Annotated in this window: 17 protein-coding genes; 5 read left to right on the top strand and 12 right to left on the bottom strand. The window is 63.0% G+C overall.

The window, feature by feature from the left end:
• Positions 1-63: 63 nt before the first annotated feature.
• Entirely contained in the window at positions 64-2,511 is a 2,448-nt protein-coding gene (locus tag ACN0X9_RS06640) for a S9 family peptidase (RefSeq protein WP_417486829.1), read from the bottom strand.
• Between the two features lie 60 nt (positions 2,512-2,571).
• Entirely contained in the window at positions 2,572-3,831 is a 1,260-nt protein-coding gene (locus ACN0X9_RS06645; RefSeq protein ID WP_417486830.1) for an acyltransferase family protein, read from the bottom strand.
• 177 nt (positions 3,832-4,008) lie between these two features.
• Here ACN0X9_RS06645 and ACN0X9_RS06650 point away from each other — a divergent pair, with 177 nt between their 5' ends.
• Positions 4,009-4,869, top strand: a complete 861-nt coding sequence (locus ACN0X9_RS06650) for a LytTR family DNA-binding domain-containing protein (RefSeq protein ID WP_417486831.1) — start codon at positions 4,009-4,011, stop codon at positions 4,867-4,869.
• On the opposite strand, the gene ACN0X9_RS06655 is transcribed toward ACN0X9_RS06650, so the two are convergent.
• The 4 genes from ACN0X9_RS06655 to truB all read right to left on the bottom strand — a co-directional run bounded on the left by ACN0X9_RS06655 (position 4,842) and on the right by truB (position 8,852).
• On the bottom strand, positions 4,842-5,312 hold the full coding sequence (locus ACN0X9_RS06655; protein WP_417486832.1) for a hypothetical protein: 471 nt from the start codon (positions 5,310-5,312) through the stop codon (positions 4,842-4,844). The genes ACN0X9_RS06650 and ACN0X9_RS06655 overlap by 28 nt on opposite strands.
• Before the next feature lie 112 nt (positions 5,313-5,424).
• Positions 5,425-7,557 (bottom strand): polyribonucleotide nucleotidyltransferase, encoded by a 2,133-nt coding sequence (gene pnp / locus ACN0X9_RS06660; protein ID WP_417486833.1) that lies wholly within the window; start codon positions 7,555-7,557, stop codon positions 5,425-5,427.
• 29 nt (positions 7,558-7,586) lie between these two features.
• Positions 7,587-7,856: a 30S ribosomal protein S15 gene (gene rpsO / locus ACN0X9_RS06665; protein ID WP_075190259.1), complete on the bottom strand. Its 270-nt coding sequence runs from the start codon at positions 7,854-7,856 to the stop codon at positions 7,587-7,589.
• A gap of 39 nt (positions 7,857-7,895) precedes the next feature.
• Complete coding sequence (truB, locus tag ACN0X9_RS06670; RefSeq protein WP_417486834.1) at positions 7,896-8,852, bottom strand: tRNA pseudouridine(55) synthase TruB; 957 nt, start codon at positions 8,850-8,852, stop codon at positions 7,896-7,898.
• Between the two features lie 144 nt (positions 8,853-8,996).
• Between truB and ACN0X9_RS06675 the strand changes: the two genes are divergently transcribed.
• Entirely contained in the window at positions 8,997-10,379 is a 1,383-nt protein-coding gene (locus ACN0X9_RS06675) for a serine hydrolase domain-containing protein (RefSeq protein WP_417486835.1), read from the top strand.
• Positions 10,380-10,624: 245 nt separating this feature from the next.
• A complete protein-coding gene (locus tag ACN0X9_RS06680; RefSeq protein WP_417486836.1) occupies positions 10,625-12,289 on the top strand; it encodes a hypothetical protein in 1,665 nt (554 codons plus the stop codon).
• 28 nt (positions 12,290-12,317) lie between these two features.
• Here the strand turns inward: ACN0X9_RS06680 and rbfA are convergent, their stop codons facing one another.
• Positions 12,318-12,743: a 30S ribosome-binding factor RbfA gene (gene rbfA, locus ACN0X9_RS06685; RefSeq protein WP_417486837.1), complete on the bottom strand. Its 426-nt coding sequence runs from the start codon at positions 12,741-12,743 to the stop codon at positions 12,318-12,320.
• A gap of 219 nt (positions 12,744-12,962) precedes the next feature.
• Here rbfA and ACN0X9_RS06690 point away from each other — a divergent pair, with 219 nt between their 5' ends.
• The gene (locus tag ACN0X9_RS06690) at positions 12,963-13,463 is read left to right on the top strand and encodes a nuclear transport factor 2 family protein (RefSeq protein WP_417486838.1); all 501 of its coding nucleotides are present in this window, start codon (positions 12,963-12,965) and stop codon (positions 13,461-13,463) included.
• A 162-nt stretch (positions 13,464-13,625) separates the two neighbouring features.
• Positions 13,626-14,147 (top strand): nuclear transport factor 2 family protein, encoded by a 522-nt coding sequence (locus ACN0X9_RS06695; RefSeq protein ID WP_417486839.1) that lies wholly within the window; start codon positions 13,626-13,628, stop codon positions 14,145-14,147.
• Positions 14,148-14,231: 84 nt separating this feature from the next.
• Here the strand turns inward: ACN0X9_RS06695 and infB are convergent, their stop codons facing one another.
• The 5 genes from infB to trmB all read right to left on the bottom strand — a co-directional run bounded on the left by infB (position 14,232) and on the right by trmB (position 20,680).
• On the bottom strand, positions 14,232-16,817 hold the full coding sequence (gene infB / locus ACN0X9_RS06700; RefSeq protein ID WP_417486840.1) for a translation initiation factor IF-2: 2,586 nt from the start codon (positions 16,815-16,817) through the stop codon (positions 14,232-14,234).
• Between the two features lie 151 nt (positions 16,818-16,968).
• The gene (locus ACN0X9_RS06705) at positions 16,969-17,577 is read right to left on the bottom strand and encodes an RNA-binding protein (protein WP_417486866.1); all 609 of its coding nucleotides are present in this window, start codon (positions 17,575-17,577) and stop codon (positions 16,969-16,971) included.
• Positions 17,570-19,288: a transcription termination factor NusA gene (gene nusA, locus ACN0X9_RS06710; RefSeq protein ID WP_417486841.1), complete on the bottom strand. Its 1,719-nt coding sequence runs from the start codon at positions 19,286-19,288 to the stop codon at positions 17,570-17,572. Before nusA ends, ACN0X9_RS06705 begins: the two co-directional genes overlap by 8 nt.
• A gap of 31 nt (positions 19,289-19,319) precedes the next feature.
• The gene (gene rimP / locus ACN0X9_RS06715) at positions 19,320-19,856 is read right to left on the bottom strand and encodes a ribosome maturation factor RimP (protein ID WP_417486842.1); all 537 of its coding nucleotides are present in this window, start codon (positions 19,854-19,856) and stop codon (positions 19,320-19,322) included.
• A 137-nt stretch (positions 19,857-19,993) separates the two neighbouring features.
• Positions 19,994-20,680 carry a tRNA (guanosine(46)-N7)-methyltransferase TrmB gene (gene trmB, locus ACN0X9_RS06720; RefSeq protein WP_417486843.1) on the bottom strand — a complete coding sequence of 229 codons (687 nt, stop codon included), beginning with the start codon at positions 20,678-20,680 and terminating at the stop codon, positions 19,994-19,996.
• Between the last annotated feature and the right edge of the window lie 23 nt (positions 20,681-20,703).

Raw genomic sequence — 20,703 nt, forward strand, 5'->3', positions numbered from 1 at the left:
GCCTCAAGACCCTTCGGGGCAGACCCCGCCATGGCGATCCAAGCCAGGCGGGGTTTCTTGTGCCTACTCCGCCGCAGCCTCTTCCTCACCCCCACCCATCGGGTCCTCAACCGGCTTCACCCAGCGGTCCAGCCAGTCGATGCTTTCGGCCAGCACGTGGAGGATGCTCTCGCGGCCGCGATAGCCGTGGCTTTCATAGGGGAGCATGACCAGGCGGGCGGTGCCGGCATTGCCTTTTACGGCCGCGAACATGCGCTCAGACTGCATCGGATAGGTGCCGGAATTATTGTCCATCTGGCCGTGGATCATCAGCATGGGCTCGTTGATCTGGTCGGCATGCATGAAGGGGGAGAGCTCGAAATAGGTCTCCGGTGCGGCCCAGAAGGTGCGGCGTTCAGACTGGAAGCCGAACGGCGTCAGGGTGCGGTTATAGGCGCCTGAGCGGGCAATTCCGGCGCGGAAGACGTCGGAGGCGGCCAGAAGGTGCGCCGTCATGAAGGCGCCATAGGAGTGACCGGCAATCGCCAGACGCTCGCCATCACCAAAGCCCATCTCGACCGTCACATCGCGCGCCGCCTCGGCGGACAGGACGAGCTGCTCGATGAAAGTGTCATTCACCGTCAGCGGGTCATCGCCGACGATCGGCATGGTGGCATTTTCCAGCAGCGCATAGCCCTGGGTCACGAGGAAGCGCGGGCTGGTGCCGGCAACGCGCGTGAACTCATAGGGCGAGCCGGAGACCTGACCGGCGGTCGAGGCGTCATTGTATTCCAGCGGATATCCCCAGACGAGGACCGGCAGCGTGTCGCCTTCCTCGTAATCCGCCGGCAGGTAGAGCGTCGCCGAGAGTGGGACGCCGTCCTCACGCTCATAGGTGATCAACTCGCGGCTGATTTCATTGAGCTGCGGGTGCGGATTGGCAAAGTCGGTGATCTCGGCGGTCTCTTCGCCGGTGCGGTGCCAGCGCACATTCGGCGGCGTGACCGGGTCTTCCCAACGGGTCAGGAAGGACGAGGCATCGGGAGAGGTGAGGCCGATGACTACCTCATAATTCTCGCCGCTATTGCGCCAGATCTCCGTAGTCTCGAAAGTCTCGAAATTGACCCGGTTAAGGAAGGGACGGTCGCCCTCCGGCGTGGCGCCATCGCCGGCCATGTACATATAGCCATCATGGACGCCGACGACGGTCTGGCCGAATTCATTGCGCACGCTCAGGGCACTGCCCGGATTGGCGTAAGCGTCCTGGTAATTGCGCTCCTCGGCAAGGCGCGGCTCGACCGACGGATCGGCGAAATCGACCAGCCAGCGGCGGATGACGCGCGTGTCGCGGTCATATTCCATCGAGAAGCCCAGCTGGCCCTCGGAGGTGAACTGGGTGCCGTAATAGCGGTCTTCGGTGCGCAGGATCTCGACCGGCTCGCCATCAAACGGGGCTTCGAGCGCCCATGCGCTGTCGCGCTCATCGGTCTCGACGCGCGGATCGCCACCATCCAGCGCTTCGGCCCAGATCAGGCGGGCGGCATGACTGGCCTGCCAGTTGATCGAACGACGCCCGGTCACCACGCCACCGATCGGTACATTGTCGGCCAGTGGCTGGCGGGCGATCGTGGCAATTTCATCGCCATCGAGATCAGTCACGAAAACCCGGTCGGGAAAGCGCGACCACGGCACCTGGTAAGAGAAAGGCTGCTCCATCTCGCCGATCAGGATGTAGTCGCCACCCGGCGCCGGCTCGGCGGAATAGTAGAGACCCGGCTCGCCAACTTCGCGCACGCGGGTACGACCGGTTGTGTTGACCAGGGCCAGCTGGCTTGTCGCCAGCCAGGCAAACAGGGCGGCGTCATGTTCATCGGTCAGCAGGTCCTGATAGGTGCGCACCGGCGCTTCATAGCCGCTGGCTTCCTGGGTGACCGGGCCGGAGGGAACGCGGGGACGTTCCGGCATCGGACCGCGTTCCGGATCGACGAGACTGACCAGCAGACGCTCGCCATCAGGCATCCATTCAATCGGCGAGAAGATCGCATTGATGCCGCTGTCGACCAGCTCGCGGGCCCGGGCACGATCGACATCAACGACCCACAGGCTGAGTTCATCATTGCGGGTCATCACAAAGGCGATCTGCGAGCCGTCCGGCGACCAGCGGGTGTAGGAGATGCCGGCATCGTCCGGCAGGCGGACCTCGCGCTCCTCGCCGCTCTCCAGATCAACGAGCGACAGGCCGATCACCGAGCGCGGTCCGTGGCGGCCATTCAGCGTCGCATCCAGACGCAGACCGGCCAGCCGTTCCATCGGCCGCGCCAGCTCGGCGACCGGCGGCAGGGCCTCGCGGTGCATCAGCAAAAGCGTGTCGCGGGCCGGCGACAGCGAGGTCCAGGGCGACGGCGCCGCGTCAACAATGTCGATGATCTCCTGCGGCGGCAGGCGGTAAGCCTCCTGCGCTGCGACCGGTGCCGCCCACAAGGCCGATGCCGCGATCAATCCGAACCCGCACTTCATCATCGATTTCAACATGCCCTACTCCCCGGGAAAATCCATTCCCGGGGAGGATAGGCGGCTGGGCCGGGCTTTCGTCTAAAGTTTTTGTAATGTCGGCCGGGTCTGCACCGACTGGGCCGGCGCGATGGCCGGGGCCAGGGCTTTCATTCCCATCACCAGACGCAGAACCGGAATGTGGCGGAGGACTTCAAAGCCCAGCAGACAGCCACTGACCGTCGCCGCAGTGATGATCGCGAATTCGGTCCACACACCATATCCGGCATCCCGGATCGCAAAGCCGACAATGACGATGATGGTCTGGTGCAGGATGTACCAGGGAAATACCGCAGCGGTCAGATAGCGCCGGACCGGGCCATCATGGTTCAACCATCGACGGGCCGCACCGAGCAGGGTCAGGATGATCGACCACATGAAAACCATGCGGGCCAGACGGGCAAACCACAAAAGGGCGGGCTCGCCGAGCGCGACCTCGATATGGGTATAGGCCCAGAACAGATAGGCCAACAAAACGGCGGTCAACGCGCCGGCAACCGGCAGGGCCCGGTCGACCGTGCGCCAGACCCCGTCATTCTTGGCCATGAAATAGCCGATCAGCACCATCGCAAACGAATTGGCGTGATTGGCCCAGTCCTCGATCAGGTCATGAGTCGTCGGGAAGTGCTCGAACAGGGTGAAACGCACGATGAGGAAGGGCAGCAAGGGCAGGGTGATCAGCGCCGCGACCCCGATCCAGCCTCGCGACGATGCCCGACCTGCCGCCTGCATCGCACCGCTGTCGGCGAGCTTGCGCAGAAGCGGGAAGAAAGGCGCCAGAAGCAGGGAATAGACGAACAGGTAGACAACATACCAGAGGTGGTTCCAGGTCGGCGTGTGCAACTCCCAGGGCCCGGCCCATTCACCGGCATACAGGCGGAAGAAGTCCCAATAGCCCGGCTCTATGATGTCGGCGATACGCAGCTCGGAATAAGATTGCGGCGGCACGATCACATACATGCCGAACAGGATCACCGGAAACAGGCGCCAGAGACGGTCGAGGGCAAACTTTCCACTGCCCAGCTTGTCCGAGAGGAAGCGCATGGCGACGCCGGAAATCAGGAAGAGCAGCGGCAGGCGCCAGGGGCTGGAGAGCCACATGAAGGGCTCCATCACGTCATTCGCGTTGAGGCTCTTGGCGTGCCAGCCCTCCGTATTGAAGAACATGCCGGTGTGATAGAAGATCAACAGGATGAAGACGCCGATGCGCAGCCAGTCGAGACCGAACTGGCGACCGCTGCCGGGTCCGTCGAAAGGCCGGGTCATCGTCGGGGTCATCGTCGGGGTCTTTGTAGTGTTCATGGCCGTGCTCCTTGTCGGCCCCCTCATCGACCAACCGGGACAGGCGCTCCACCGCGCCGTGACGAGCGGCAGGCGGACGGGACAACACGCCGCGCCGCGGGGACGGGCGGCGGTATTCCGGGACGAGCGGCTGATCCGTGACTTGCCGACGGCGCGCAGCTGGGCGAGCATCGCGACATGACCGACACCGCGCCCTCCGATCACAGCCGCGCCCGCCTGGCCGAGCGGCGCGCCCTGTGGCTGGCCTGCCAGTTCGCCTGGCTGACCCTGATTGCCTTCTGGGTGATCGCCTCGACGTCGATCGACTCCGAACTTGCCCGCGATGGTCGCGACGCGCCGCCCTTCTTTGCCTGGGTGACGGAAGGGTCGAGCATCCTCATGACGGCGATCCTGGTGCCGGCGATCATGTGGCTGGGCCTGCGGGCGCCGCTGGAGCCGGGGCGCTGGCTGACCTCCCTGCCCTGGCACCTACTGGGCTTTTTCGCCTATACCGGCCTGCACGTGCTCGGCATGGTGCTAATCCGTGAGGGCGTCTGGACCTTTGGTTATGGCGGTGATTATGAATTCTTCCACGACGCGCCGTGGCGGGAGATTGTCTACGAAGCGCGCAAGGATATCGGCGCCTATGCCGGCTATCAGATCATCATCGCGGTCTCGCTGGCGCTGCAGATGCGGCGGCTGGAAGTCGAGGTCGCCCGCGCCGAGGCCCGCCGCTCCCATCGCCTCACCCTGAAATGCGGCGGCCGGACCCTGCGCATCGCGGCAGACGAGTTCCGAGCCGCGCAAGCGGCGGGAAATTATGTCGAGATCGGCCTTGCCGGCGGCGGGCACCTCGCCAGGTCAACGCTCACCGAGTTGGAAAAACAACTGGGGGAGGCCGGAGTCGATGCAGTCAGGGTGCATCGATCCTGGTTGGTCAACCGGGGTGCCATTCGCGAAATTGCGCCGACCGGCGAAGGTGACGTCACGATTACGCTCGATACCGGGACACAGATACCCGGCAGTCGCCGCTACCGGGCCAGGCTGGACGCCAGCTGAGCGCGCAGGCCGTGACGATTCAGTCCAGCCATGATCACGAACAGCGTCACAAAGGCGACCGTGATGACCATGACATCCCACGGCCAAGCAGGGCCCTCTCCGCCCCAACCGGCCAGCGGGGCGAGCATCGCGACAATGACCAGGATGACAGCGGACGCCAGACTGGCCAGGCCAAGCCCGCGACCACGGAAAACCTGGCAGGCAGCGCCGGCCAGACCAACCAGCGGGACAGCAAGGTAGAGCATGTTGGCGTCATTGCCGGCGTCACCGATGATACCGACCGCGCCATTGATCCAGAACAGAAGCAAGTTGACGAACAATAGCCCCGCCCCGGCCAGCCGGCTCGTCCAATGCGCGCTTCCCCGGAAAACCAGTACAAGCCCGGTCACCAATACAGCCAGCATTACCGCCGCGATCACGAAATCAAGAATGTCCCAGTTCATGATCGATCCAAGCCTGTCGATTGGCTGAGGGCCTGGCATGCAAGCCCAAAAGAAAACCCCGCCAGCTTGCGCCGGCGGGGTCTTTTGATCAATCGATCAGGCAGAAAATCGCTTATTCAGCGTCTTCCTGTTCCTTCTTGATCTCTTCGCCGGTTTCCTGGTCGACGACTTTCATCGACAGGCGAACCTTGCCGCGATCATCGAAGCCCAAGAGCTTGACGTAGACTTCCTGGCCTTCGGCGACCACGTCGTTCGGGTGGTTCACGCGTTCAGCCTTGAGCTGAGACACGTGGACGAGACCGTCCTTGGGACCGAAGAAGTTCACGAAGGCACCAAAGTCCATGACCTTGACGACCTTGCCCTTGTAGACCTTGCCTTCTTCCGGCTCGGCCGTGAGGCCGTGGATCCAGTCGAGGGCGGCCTTGATCGAGGCGCCGTCCGAGGACGAAACCTTGATCACGCCGTCATCATTGACGTCGACCTTGGCACCGGTCGTTTCCACGATCTCGCGGATCACCTTGCCGCCCGAACCGATCACGTCGCGGATCTTGTCGGTCGGAATGGTGATGGTCTCGATACGCGGAGCGAACTCGCCGAGCTCGGTGCGGGCTTCGCCCAGCGCCTTGCCCATCTCTTCGAGGATGTGCAGACGACCGCCGCTGGCCTGGGCCAGGGCTGTCTTCATGATTTCCTCGTCGATACCGGCGATCTTGATGTCCATCTGCAGCGAGGTGACGCCTTCGGTGGTACCAGCCACCTTGAAGTCCATGTCGCCGAGATGGTCCTCATCACCCAGGATGTCGGAGAGAACGGCAACGCCTTCCGGATCCTTGATCAGGCCCATGGCAATGCCAGAGACCGGACGGGTGATCGGCACGCCGGCGTCCATCATGGACAGCGAGGCGCCACAGACCGTGGCCATCGAGGACGAGCCGTTCGACTCGGTGATCTCGGAGACCAGGCGGATCGTGTACGGGAAGTCTTCCTTGGTCGGCAGGACGGCTTTCACCGCACGCCAGGCCAATTTGCCGTGTCCGATTTCCCGGCGTCCCGGAGCAAGACGGAATGACGTCTCACCGACCGAGTAGGGCGGGAAATTGTAGTGCAGCATGAAGCGTTCTTTGTAGGTACCCGTCAGGGCATCGATGAATTGCTCATCTTCGCCCGTGCCCAGGGTCGCAACGACCAGGGCCTGGGTTTCCCCACGCGTGAACAGGGCCGAACCGTGCGTCCGCGGCAGGATGCCGGCTTCGGACACGATCGAGCGGACCTGATCGAGGGCGCGGCCATCAATACGCTTGCCGGTCTTGATGATGCCACCGCGAACGATGGAGCTCTCGACCGCTTTCATGACGTCCTTGAGCGTCGTCATGTCGATGCCGTCCGGACGGTCTTCTGTCTGGAGCAGGGCCTCGACAGCCTTGTCTTTCGCCGCACCGACCGCCTTGTAGCGCTCGGTCTTGTCGACGATCGTGTAGGCGGCGGCCAGATCGTCACCGATCAGGTCGCGAACCTTGGCTTCCTCGGCCGAGTGATCAGCCGGAGCGTAATCCCACGGTTCCTTGGCAGCGCGTTCGGCCAGCTTGATGATCATGTCGATCACCGGCTGGAAGGCCTTGTGACCGGCCATGACAGCGCCGAGCATGACCTCTTCGGACAGCTCCTTGGCTTCCGATTCAACCATCATCACCGCGTCCTGCGTACCGGCGACGACGAGATCAAGCTCGCTGTCATCCATCTCGTCGCAAGGCGGGTTGATGATGTATTCGCCGTCCTTGTAACCGACGCGGGCAGCGCCGATCGGACCCATGAAGGGCAGACCGGACAGGACCAGAGCCGCGGAGGCGCCGATCATGCCGACAATGTCGGGATCATTTTCAAGGTCGTGCGACAGGACCGTCAGCATCACCTGGACTTCGTTCTTGAAGCCTTTGACGAACAGCGGACGGATCGGACGGTCGATGAGGCGCGAGGTGAGCGTCTCCTTGTCCGTCGGCCGGCCTTCACGCTTGAAGAAGCCGCCGGGGATCTTGCCCGCCGCGAAGTATTTTTCCTGGTAATTGACCGTCAGCGGGAAGAAATCGACTCCCGGCTTGGCCTGTTTGACGCCAACTGCTGTGGCGAGGACGGTGGTCTCACCGTAGGACACCATGACGGCGCCGTCGGCTTGACGGGCAACCCGCCCGGTTTCGATGGTGAGTGGGCGACCCGCCCACTCAATCGTTTCTTTCTGGATATCGAACATATCGTCTTTCGTACGGATGGCGTCGCGGATCAGCGGCGCAGACCCAGTTTCTCGATGATGGCCTGGTAACGGGCCACGTCCTTGTTCTTGACGTAGTCGAGAAGCCGGCGGCGCTGGGAGACCATCTTAAGAAGGCCGCGACGCGAGTGGTTGTCCTTCTTGTGGGTCTTGAAGTGCTCGGTAAGGTTGGCAATCCGGGTGGTCAGGATGGCCACTTGCACTTCCGGCGATCCCGTGTCGGCTTTGCCACGGGCATGTTCAGCGATCAGCGCGGATTTGCGCTCTTGCGTAATCGACATCGGGTTCTCCTAAACTCGTTATGTCGACTCCCTGAATTGTCAGGGAGTGAGGTTGAAAACACGCGAGGGCTGGAACTTTCCGGCCCTTGCGTCGCCGAGCGCCACTGCCACACCATCGCAAAGGGCCAAAGCGGTAAAGGTGCAGTCCTTGCCCGCGATTTCGCGGGGTCGGCGCTGCGCCTTCAGCTCTTGCGCTTGACGCGGGAGCAGGACGATCGAGCGTCCTAGCTTCAACTGGAAGGATTCCTCTTCGGTTATGGCCAGCGCCGGGATGTCGTCCAGCGCGGTCTGAACCGGGAGCAGAGCTTCCGAAGCGGCGCCCTTATGAGCCATTTCTTCCAGTTCGTCCAGCCTTGTGGATTCCGCTTCCGCGAATCCACCAACGCGAATCCGGCGCAAGGCGGCGACATGGCCTTCCGTCCCCAGCGCGTGGGCAATATCGCGCGCCATGGAGCGGACGTAGGCGCCTTTGCCACAACGCATTTCCAGCACCGCCATATCCGCATCCGGGCAGTCGAGAAGGTCCAGCGAGTGGATCTGGATCGGACGGGCCTCGAGTTGGACGTCCTCGCCACTGCGGGCGAGGTCATAGGCCCGCTCGCCATCGACCTTGATGGCGGAGAAAGCCGGGGGGATCTGCTGGATCTCGCCCGTGAAGTCAGGCAGCACCGCGGCGACCTGTTCCGGCGTCGGACGGACATCGCTGGTCGCAACGACCTCACCCTCGCGGTCGAGCGTCGTGGTGCGCTCGCCCCACTTGATGGTGAAGCGGTATATTTTCGAGCCTTCGACCGCAAAGGGGACCGTCTTGGTGGCCTCACCCAGCGCAATCGGCAAAATGCCGGAGGCCAGCGGGTCGAGGGTTCCGGCGTGGCCGGCCTTCTTGGCATTATAGATCCGCCTGACCGCGGAAACAGCCTGGGTCGAAGTCATGTCGAGGGGCTTGTCGAGGATCACCCAGCCGTGGATGTCATCGCCCTTGCGGCGTCTGGCCATGTCTTGCTCCATCTGGCGCCGGGGATCGGACCCGTGCGCGGGAGGGGCGGGCCTATCGGATCGTCGCGGGCGAAGCAAGGGCGGGACCGCTTGAAGGACATCCCGGAACATCATAATCGTGATCGGCGTGCCGGGAGTTGTGTCATGATCAGAATTGTTGCCGTTGTTTGTGCCGGCCTGGCGCTTTTTTCCCCGTCATCATCGGCCCAGTTGACACTTCCGGGGCCCAGTCTCGAACTGTCCGCTCACGACTGGCTGACGCCACTGATCGACAGCCGGGACTTTTCCGGCGTGATCATGATCCGGCGCGGCGAGGATCAACCGGTCGCCATGACCTTCGGTTATGCCGACTGGGTCGACGGCACGCCGATGACCGCCGAGGCCCGCTTCCCGGCAGGTTCAATCACCAAAAGCCTGACCGCCGCGATGGTGCATCGGTTGATCGATGAGGGTCGCCTGTCGGCCGACGCCCCGGTCTCGCGCTATATTCCGGAACTGGCAAGCTATGGCGATGTCAGGATCGGCGACGTCATTTCACACACTGCGGGCCTGGCCCGGGACTTTCCTGCAGACGCCTTGCCTGATGCCCGCAGCGACAGCCTTGTAGCCTGGCTGGGAAGCCAGACGGCGCCGGGGCCCGGCCCACACGAATACGCCTACTCCAATCTGGGCTATGGCATTCTGGCGGTGGTCGTCGAGCGGGTCATGAATGCCCGCTTCGAAACCCTGATCGCGACGGAGTTCCTTGTTCCGCTCGGCATGAATGACAGCCGTATCGCTCGCAGCGATGCCGGACAGGGCCGCAACGTCCCGACCGGTTATGCTGCGGGACCGCTGCCGCTCGACCTGCGCGCACCCATGCCGGATTCACCGGGTCTGGGAGCAGCCGGCCTTGTAGCTCCGATGCGCGACCTTCTGCGCCTAGCCGATGCCGTGCGGACCCGCCGCATCGACCTGTTCGAACCGGATGGCAGCATGACCGGCTCCTGGAGCGCCCTGGTGGTCAATGGCGAACCCATCTACACAATCCAGGGCTCGGTGCCTGGCTACAGTGCCGGGATCTCGATCCTGCCGACGCGCGACCTGACCATCGTCTATGGCACCAATATCGAGTCCTACAGCAATTGGGGCCTTCAGGAGGTTCTGCACGCCCTCGCCCAGGGGCGTGATCCCGGGCAGCCAAATCTGCGCCCGGCCACGGATAGCCTGACGCAGGCCCATCTGGATGCCGCCGGTCAGTATCAGGGCAGCCCATACGGACCCGTCATTGTCGAGCCGGCAGAAGGCGGGCTTGATCTGGTCCTCGCCGAGCGGGGTTGGCGCTTCTATCTCTCGCCCACCGGCGGTGAGCGGTTGAATTGGCGTTTGTTCAATGTCGACTTGTCATTCGAGCGCGATGAAGCCGGGCGGGTGGCAGCAATATCCGCGACCGAGCACGGGCTCTCCGGTGACGCCCGGCGTTGGCGCATGACACGGACCGATCTGCCACCACTTCCTGCCATCGAACCGTCAGACAGCGACCCCTAGCCCTCGGCGTCCGCGTCACCGTCCCGGTTGGCATCGAGGCGCGGTTGGCATCCAGGGCCTCGCGGCCGGTCGGGCTGGACCGGACCTCCGCCACGAGAATCTCCGGCGGGTGGATGCGGAAACCACCGAGGCATGTCGGATCGCGCTTGTCCGCATCAGTTTGGTTGAGCATGATCCGGGGACCGTGCAATCCGGACGGGCATTGATATGAAGGTTCAGTGGTGCTTGCGGGACGTCATATCGGAATGCTTTGCACCGGCGTGGTCTTGGCGCTGTCAGCACTCCTCCTGCTCTGGGTTGGTGTTTCAGCCGCCATGCTGGCCGGATCGCTGCTGGTACAGGCTGTCTGGACGTTTGGCGCGGCCCAGCTACTGGTGCCGGTTCGCCGCTATATTCCCGACCCCGTTCAATTTCACGTCCTCGCTTATGCCGCAGGTCTCGCACTGACCGGCATTGGCGGTCTTGCCTTCATGCATCGAGCCTTGCTCGGCGAAACACCGGTCCTGGCCGCCCTCGCGACGATGACACCGCTAGCGGGCCTGGCAATCTGGCGGCTGGCTCGATGGCACAAAGCCGTCACTGGTTTTGAACCGATCCGTTGGCCGAGGGTCGCTGCCCTGCTCGCCGCGTCATGCATCGTCGCGGCAATGACGGCCTACGGTTTCGCCAATAATGACGAAAACATCCGGATCAATTCCACGGAATGGCTGGAACGCTCCGACATTGTTCCGGAATGGGCCTATCAAAGCGATCGCCTCGCCCATTACACCCGCAACACCCAAACTCTTTTTGAAGAGGGCCTGCCGCCCAGGCGGGTCAACCATCGGGCCTTCCACTCTGTCATCATGGTAACGACCGTCCTGACAGGTCCGATGAGTGCTGCGGCGGCGTTCTCAGCCGCCAAGATCCTGGCGATATTTGTATATTTTACATTGAGCTATTCACTGTTCGGCATTGCCGGTCGCGTCTTCGGCATGGGCGTGCGCACCGCAACGCTGATCGGTGCTTCGACGCTCATATTCTCACCGCTCAAACTGCCGCTGTTTGCACTTACACCGACCTATCGGGGTTTCCTCTCGGCATCGGGCACGATGTATCACTCCGATACTCAGCTCTTCTCAATGGCCGTTGCGGCCGCCGGCCTGTTCGCCACCCTGATCGCCTTCCGTGAAAAACGCTCCACACTGACGCTCGGCGCCTTGCTGATCGGTGCATCCTTCTTTTTCAAACCGCCCAGCTATATGGCCCTCGCACCGGCCATTCTGGGTGCGATTCTGTTTCAATACCGGGAATTCGATCGTGATCGCCTGCTTGGCGCGATCTCGGTTCTCGCCATTCCCTGGATCTGGTTTACCTATCTGTCCCTGACCGCTGGCAGTTCACCGATGGACAATCTCGTGCCGGTCGCCGGTACAGACGCTGCGACGTCCAACCTCACGCTCCAATTCCATCCATTCCAAGGATATCAGCGCTGGCTCACGGACCGTTTCCCCGACTGGGTTTACGCCATTCCCGGCGGCCAGTATGCGGGAATGGTCGGCCTGTCGTGCGCCGCATTCTGGGTCGCCTGGGCCCGTGCCGCAGAGCATCCCCTGATCGCGATCCGTTCCGGGGCACCAGCCCTACGCGACCACCTCGCGGCCAATGCGCATATTTATCTGATGGTCGGCGCTTTCGTTTTCGCCATCCTGATCGCGATAATGCTCGCCGGACCGCCAGGCTCAATGGATATCAACTGGAAATGGCCAGCGGCTGCCAGCTTTGTATTGTGCTTGCCGGTGTTCGCCGCCGCCATCGCCGCGATCCCCAATACCGTTGTGCGGCACGTCAGCTGGGGCTTGTACGCAGCCCAGTGTCTGCAGGGCTTAGGCTACCTCGCCTATTTCTTCTGGACTTCCCGATTGAGCTGACCAGCGGCGCCGCGGCAGACAGCGAGCACTAGCCCTCGGCGTCCGCTTCGCTATCACCGTCAGCATCCAGGTCCTTGCGAACGGTCGGACGGTTCAGCAGATCATCGACATGACTGGCCGTGTCGAATGAGTTGTCGGCATGAAAGTGAAGCTCCGGCGTGAACTTCATCTCGATTTCGCGACCAAGGCGCCCGCGCAGGAAGCTGGCACAACGGTTCAGGCCCGATGCGAGCTTGGCGGAATCGCCCCGCCCCAGCGGCGCGACATAGACTTTCGCGACGCGCAAATCCGGGCTGGGCCGAACCTCTGTCACGGAAATCATCTGGCCTTCAAGGTCCGGATCGCGGAATTCCTCACGCGCAATGATACCCACAAGTGCATGACGGACGAGTTCGCCGGCACGCAGCTGACGCTGGCTCGGGCCTTTGGAAGTGTTGGTCTGGCGGCGGGCCATGTGGATCTCCATCACGGTGGAAGCGAGGCGCGCGGGTGTACGCCCCTTGCCCGACCGATGCAAGACCCGGCGAATGGCCGGGTTTCGTCCCTCCACTTGCCGCGCTCGTCACAAAACGCTGGTGCCCGCCTTTACCCGGTCGGAAGCCGCTGCCCTATTCACCGCCGGGCACAGCGTGCCTGAGACCAGCCCTCTCCCTGCATCCGATCCGGAACCATAATGATCAAAATGCTCGCCACTGCCCTGCTTGTTGCCATTGGCACAGTCCAGACTGTTCCTGCCCGTGCCGCCGCCGACCAATCGGAGACCGGGACCACAACTCCCCGGGCAATCGCCGAAGCCTGGCTTGATGCCTATTCGCGCCAGGATTTCGACCGGATGACCGCGCTGATGACCGCCGACACGGTCTTCCTTGACCCGACTTCCTTCGAGATCGCCGCCGTCGCCGAGCGGATCGAGTGGCGCGGTCCGGTCGCGATCACGTCCGGGATTGCGGCCTGGGGCGTGGATCACGCCACCTACACGATTGATCGCACCTATGAGGCGTCCCGGAATGTGGTGTTCATCGGCCATGTGGACGTTGTCTACGGCACTGGCGACGCAGCCCAGACCTATCGCTACCCGATCACGACCATCGTGCGCGTGGCTGACGGTCATGTCCTTGAGCATCGCGACTACACCGATTTTTCAGGCGCGAGTCGGGTCGTCCCTGACGATTGACGCCTCACGTCCTGTCACTTTCCAGAATGGTTCCGGCCGGGGGTGTGCCCCCGGCCGGGACCGGGCCGGCATTTCGGAGCATTCTGCCCGAGCCAAAGTCTCCGGGATGCCGGTCCGACCTCCATCAACACCCGAACCCTCACATTCACGCGGAGCCCAACCATGACCCGATTGTTTTTCCTGGCCGTCATCACCATCGCGGCAAGCCTAGCGCCGGTTGCAGCCAGTCACGCCCAGGGCGAGTCCAATACCGAGGCCGAGGCTGTGGCCCGCGCCTATATGGCACTCTATTCCTCGGTCGACTGGGATGGCATGGAGGCCTTGCTGGCAGAAGATGTCCGCTTCAGGGACACGACCGCCGAAAGCCCTGACGTGGGTCCGGACGGATATGCGGAGGACAGCCGCGACGGCATGATGGCCGAATTGCGCGCCTTCGGCGAAAGCTACAATCCGATCGAACTCGGCTTTGAGTGGGACCAGGTCTTCACATCCAACAGCCGCGTTGTCTTCATCGGACACGTCAATGCACTCTACCCGACCGATACCCCGGGCCAGAATTTTCGCTGGCGGTCCGAGCAGGTGACGGTGATCACCGTGCGCGACGGATTGGTGGTCAGCCATCAGGATTTCGCGAATTACGCCCACCCCGAACAGGGCCTGATCGCCGCAACCGACGCTGACTAGGGTGGTCGCCAGGCGTCACCATCGCCACAACGAAAAAGGGCGGCCCTGACAGGGGCCGCCCTTTTCACATCGGTCTTCGTCGGATCAGGCTTCGAGCTTGCGCGCGACCTCGATCACTTCGAAACACTCGATCTGATCGCCCTTGCGCAGGTCTTCATACTTCTCGAAGGCCATGCCGCACTCGGTGCCGGCACGAACGTCAGACACTTCATCCTTGAAGCGCTTGAGCGTCTTGAGCTTGCCTTCGTGCAGGACCGTATCGTCGCGCAGGAGGCGAACGCCACAACCGCGCTTGACCGTACCTTCGGTGACACGACAACCGGCGACCTTACCGGTCTTGGTGATGTTGAAGACTTCGAGGATTTCGGCGTAACCGATAAAGTTCTCGCGCTTCTCCGGCGCCAGCATGCCTTCCATCGTGTTCCGCACATCGTCGATCACATCATAGATGACCGAGTAATAGCGGATCTCGACGCCTTCACGCTCGGCCAGTTCGCGCGCCTGCTTGTTGGCGCGGACGTTGAACGCGAAGACCGGCGCACCGGACGATTTGGCAAGGAGAACGTCGCTTTCGTTCACACCGCCCGGAGCGGCACGAATGATCCGCGCGCGAACTTCATCATTACCGATACCCTCAAGCGACTGCTTGATCGCCTCGGCCGAACCCTGGACATCCGACTTTACGAGAAGCGGCATTTCCTGGGTCTCGTCCTGCTTGAGACGCGCCATCATCTGCTCGAGCGACGCGCTGGCCGGCGACGACCCGCCGGTCGCCTCACGGCCCTTGCGCTGACGGTAGTCCGCGATTTCACGGGCACGCGATTCACTGTCGACCACGGCGAAGACCTCGCCCGGATCCGGGGCGCCATCGAGACCAAGGATCTCGACCGCCATCGATGGACCGGCATCGGACAATTGCTGGCCGCGCGCATCAACGAGCGCGCGGACACGGCCCCACTGGGCCCCAGCCACCACGATCTCACCACGCTTGAGCGTCCCGCGACGGACCAGAAGCGTCGCGACCGGGCCACGGCCCTTGTCGACCTGGCTTTCGATCACGATGCCTTCGGCACTGCGCTCGGGGTTCGCTTTCAGGTCGAGCAGTTCGGCCTGCAAGGCGATCGCCTCGGTCAGCTCGTCGAGACCTTCGCGGGTCTTGGCCGACACATTGACCGACTGCACTTCACCCGACATCGCTTCAACAACGATCTCGTGCTGCAGCAGGTCGGTCAGGACCTTTTGCGGGTTGGCCTCATGCTTGTCGCACTTGTTGACGGCGACAATGATCGGCGTTCCAGCGGCCTTGGCATGATGGATGGCTTCGATGGTCTGCGGCTTGACCGAGTCATCGGCGGCCACCACCAGGATCACGATATCGGTCGCCATTGCGCCACGCGAACGCATGGCCGAGAAAGCGGCGTGGCCCGGCGTGTCGAGGAAGGTGATCTTCTGACCGCCACTCAGCTCGACCTGGTAGGCACCGATATGCTGGGTGATGCCGCCAGCCTCGCCCGACGCGATGTCGGTTGAGCGCAGCGCATCCAGCAGGGACGTCTTGCCGTGGTCGACATGACCCATGACGGCGATGACCGGTGCTCGTGGCAGCTTGGCCTCGTCGGCATCATCATCGGCAATGAAGCCCTGCTCGACATCAGCCTCGGAAACGCGCTTCACGATGTGGCCGAAATCCTCGACAACCAGCTCGGCGGTGTCGGCGTCCAGCACGTCGTTCATGCGGACCATCTGGCCCTGCTTCATCATGTACTTGATGACGTCAACAGAGCGCTCGGCCATACGGTTGGCCAGATCGGCAACCGTGATGGCTTCCGGAACGATGACTTCGCGTTCGATCTTCTCGCGACCGCCGGACGTGTCCTGGCGACGCTGTTTTTCGCGTTCGCGGGCACGGCGCACCGAAGCGAGTGAGCGTTGGCGCTCCTCATCACCTTCCAGGATGTTCTGGATGGTCAGCTTGCCACGACGGCGATTGTCAGTCTTGGCGCGTGCCGGCTGCTGTTTGGCTGCCGGGCCCGGGCCTGCAGCCCCGCCCTTGCGCTTGACGCGACCACCAAGCGCCTCGAGCGCGCTGGCTTCGTCCATCGGGACAACATCCGGCGTACGCTTCTCGTCCTTCGCCGGCGGCCGGCGGCGGGACGAGTCGTCATCGCGCTTGCGACCGCTGTCCTTGGCTGCCTTGGCGGCCTCGGCCTCGGCTTTCAGACGGGCTTCGTCTTCAATTGCCTTTTGAGCAGCCTCTTCCGCCTCGCGTGCTTCGCGGGCGACGCGCTCGCGCTGCTCTTCCAGCTGACGCTGCTCACTGGCAGCGCGCTGCGCCATGGCGGCGGCATCCTGTTTCTTCTGGGCTTCCCGATCGGCGGCCTCGGCGCGGGCGCGGGCGATGGCCCGCTGGCGGGCGACCAGTTCCTCTTCGGACAGGCCGAGCTGGCGGGCCTTGGCGGCCAGTGCGGATTCGCCACCCTTGGCGCCTCCACCCTGCTTGCCGCCGGGACCGCCATCCTTGGCCGGCGTCGCCACGCGCTTACGCTTCTTCTCCACGACGACCGCCTTGGAGCGGCCGCGCGCAAAGCTTTGCTGCACGGTACCACCGCCGGAGCGTTTCAGAGAGAGCGGCCGGCGGCCGGAGGAGTTGTTGTCGTCTGCGTCGCTCATGCGAGCCTTCCAAATCGGCTTCGTTCCGCGGGGCTTTCCGGTAGCCGAATGCCGGAAATCCGCACTGTTCAAACCACTGCCCGGCCTGAAGGCTCGCTAAACTAGCCAGCTCAAGGCCGATATCAACCGCTATCGCGGCAATCTCCGCACGTCAGCCTTGCGGGACGAGCGGCTGGAAGCCCGAAAGCTTCCCCATCACAGTCGTAAAGGCTCGCGCTTGCGAACCCGTCGACATGGCGGCGTGGACCACCGGAGCGCGACCCGTCGCGTCACCGATGGCTTCCGCCGTAAAACATCCAGCGACCGGGACATCGCCCCAGGCCGCAAAGGCCAGTCGATCCAGTTTGGACCGACCATCCTCGGCGCCGTCTGACGCTTCGATGCGCCAGGCCGGCCGGGCGGCTTTCAAGGCCAGACGCACCGCATCATAGCCCACCGCCAGGTCTCCGGAGCGACGCGCCAACCCCAGGAGGTTCAGCGCGCGCGCGACCAGCTGGCCCTCGATCAGGCCCGGCAGGTCTTCCGGAATGTTCACCGGACACCCGAAGGCCCGGTTGAAGGCGGATTTCTTGACCGCCTTCTCGATCAGTCCCCGCTGCGCACTCACCCAGGCGCCACGGCCAGGCAATTTGGCAGCAAGGTCGGGAACAAGTTGGTTGCCCGGCCCGAGAGCCATGCGGATCAGATCCGCTTCCTCGCGGACCTCTCCGGTGACAACGCAACGCCGTTCCCGCACAACGCTGGCCTTGGGGCTAGTCAGCCTTGGCCTCCTCGCCCTCTTCCGGCAGCTCGGCGTCGAGGTCGAGACCCAGGGCCTCGGCTTCGGCTTCCAGAGCCGCCAGATCCATGCTCTCGACGTCGAAGGCAGCGGTGGCCTCATCGACCTCCTCTTCCACGACTTCCGGCTGCGGCAGATCTTCTTCAGAGATCCAGCCGGCCGCAACGCGGGCCCGCATGATCATCATCTCGGCATCTTCGGAGGCGAGATTGAACTCTTCCAGGATGCCCGGCTCACGCACGCGCTCGCCATTCTTCGTTTCGAACCAGCCACGCAGGTCATCTGTGACCAGGCCGGCGAGGTCGTCGACCGTCTTGACGTCGTTCTCACCGAACTTGACGGCCATGGCGAGGACAACGCCCTCAACCTCAAGCACCGCATCCTCGACGCCCAGCTCCTTGCGCTTGGCATCCTGCTCGGCCGACAGACGGTCGAGATAATCGCGGGCACGGGCCTGGATTTCTTCGGCCGTGTCTTCGTCGAAGCCTTCAATAGCGCCGATCTCACCAAGATCGACATAGGCCAAGTCTTCAACGTCGGTGAAGCCTTCCGTAGCCAGAAGCTGGGCAATGACCTCGTCAACATCAAGGGCAGCGATGAAGAGCTGGGTCCGCTCGGCGAACTCTTTCTGGCGACGCTCGGACTCTTCTTCCTCGGTCAGGATGTCGATCGACCAGCCGGTCAGCTGCGAGGCGAGACGCACATTCTGGCCGCGACGACCAATAGCCAGCGACAGCTGCTCATCCGGCACAACAACTTCGATGCGCTGGTCTTCCTCGTCGAGGACGACCTTTGCCACTTCGGCCGGCTGCAGTGCGTTGACGATGAAGGTCGCCGGGTCGTCGGACCACGGAATGATATCAATCTTCTCGCCAGCGAGCTCGGAGACAACCGCCTGCACGCGCGAACCGCGCATACCAACACAGGCTCCGACCGGATCGATGGAACCGTCATTGGAGATGACGGCGATCTTGGCGCGAGACCCGGGGTCGCGGGCAACCGACGGGATCTCGATGATGCCTTCGTAGACTTCCGGCACTTCCTGCGAGAACAGGGCCGCCATGAAGTCGGGATGGGCGCGCGACAGGAAGATCTGCGGCCCACGGACTTCTTCACGCACATCATAGATGTAGGCGCGGACACGTTCGTTGTTCTGCAGGTTTTCGCGCGGAATGCCGTCAGCGCGACGGATGATTGCCTCGGCGCGGCCGAGATCGATGATCACATTGCCGTATTCGACGCGTTTGACGATGCCGGAGATGATCTCGCCGACGCGATCCTTGTACTCTTCGAACTGGCGCTGGCGCTCGGCTTCGCGAACTTTCTGGGTGATGACCTGCTTGGCCGTCTGCGAAGCCACGCGGCCAAACTCGATCGGCGGCAACTCGTCGGAGAAAACCGTGCCGATTTCAGCGGTCTTGTCGATTTTCTTGGCGTCAGCAAGGTTGAGTTCCTGGCTGTCGTTCTCGACCTCTTCGACAACGGTCATGTTACGGGTCAGAGAAAGCTCACCCGTTTTCGTATCGATCTTGGCGCGAATATCGTTTTCCGCCCCGTAACGGGAGCGCGCTGCCTTCTGGATGGCTTCCTCGATGGCCTCGATAACGATCGACTCATCGATGGACTTCTCTGCCGCGACCGCACGGGCGATCTGCAGCAATTCCAGCCGGTTTGCACTAACACCAATGCTCATCGGGTGATCCCCGTTGCGTTGAACAGCGACATCATTCGTCTCCTTCAGTCGTCGCGGGGCCTCGGCCTCGCGCTTTCAAATCCGCCTCGATCAAGGCGTCTGTCAAAACCAGTTTGGCCTCAACGATCCAATCAAACGGGATCATCGTCGTGTCGTCTTCGCCGTCCATGTCGAGACCGACATGGCCGTCCTCGACGCCGGCGAGGATGCCGCGAAAACGCTTCCGACCCTCGGCAAGGCGATCCAGCTCGATCTTGACCTCATTGCCTTCCCAGCGCTCGAAGTGCGCCAGCGTGGTCAGCGGGCGATCGATGCCGGGCGACGAGACCTCCAGGTCATATTCGCCGGAAACCGGGTCTTCGATCTCGAACACCTCGGACAGGGCCCGCGAGAAACGTGCGCAGTCCTCAACCTCGATGCCGGTCCCGTTGGTGCGGTCGGCCATGATCTGGAGCCGCGGCCGTTTGCCGGACATGATGCGCACGCGCACGACCTCGAGCGCGAGGTCGGCGGCAACCGGCTCGGCGAGGGCGAGGATGCGATCATCCTGTGGCGACTTTGTTTTCAAGGCGTCGGCCCCGTTTGCAGAAACAAAAAGAGCGGCCGCCGTGGGCGACCGCTCGAATGTATCATCCGATACAATCGAACTTGTAGTGAGCCGCCTTATACGCCGGGCAGTGCCGATTGGCAAGTCCACCGAGTCTGTCAGACGCGCAGGAAGTCCATGAAGACCGGGGCGCAGTCACCGAGGTTCTTGGTCTCGTACCGGGTGGTGATGTGGTCGGCAGGCGGAGTGCTCCAGTCATCGGCTGATCGCGCCTGCCAGGCGAACCGGGCATCACCGGAAAACTCGACCATGCAGTGATCGGCATAGGACTTGACGTCCGTAGCAATCCGCAAGCGCCCACCCGGCTTGAGCAAGCGCGCAAACTCGTCGCGGGTGGATTGTTGGACAAAACGCCGCTTGGCGTGCCGTTTCTTGTGCCAGGGATCGGGAAACAACAGGTAGATCTGGTCCAGACTATCCGCCTTGAAGCGCGGCAGGATTTCCCGCGCATCGGCCCTCGCCAGACGCACATTCTCCAGCTCGCCGGCATCGATTGCAGTCAGGGCCTTGGCGACGCCGTTGAGAAACGGCTCGATGCCGATAAAGCCGGTGTGCGGACTGGAGGCCGCCTGCGCGACAAGATGTTCCCCGCCGCCAAAACCGATCTCGAGCGTCTGCAGACCGTGTTTAGGCATCAAAGTCGCCGGATCAATCACGCCGTCATCGGGCAGGCCGATGCGCGGCAGGAGATTATCGACAAGGTCCTGCTGGCGTGCCGAAAGGGGCTTGCCCTGGGCGCGACCAAACAGGCGAAAAGCGGGGGGCTGTGTCGGCTCGTTCGTCATGGGGCGCCGGTTTAGCGGTTTCC

It is taken from the genome of Maricaulis sp. (assembly GCF_048268525.1).
In the GTDB taxonomy this organism is placed as follows: domain Bacteria; phylum Pseudomonadota; class Alphaproteobacteria; order Caulobacterales; family Maricaulaceae; genus Maricaulis.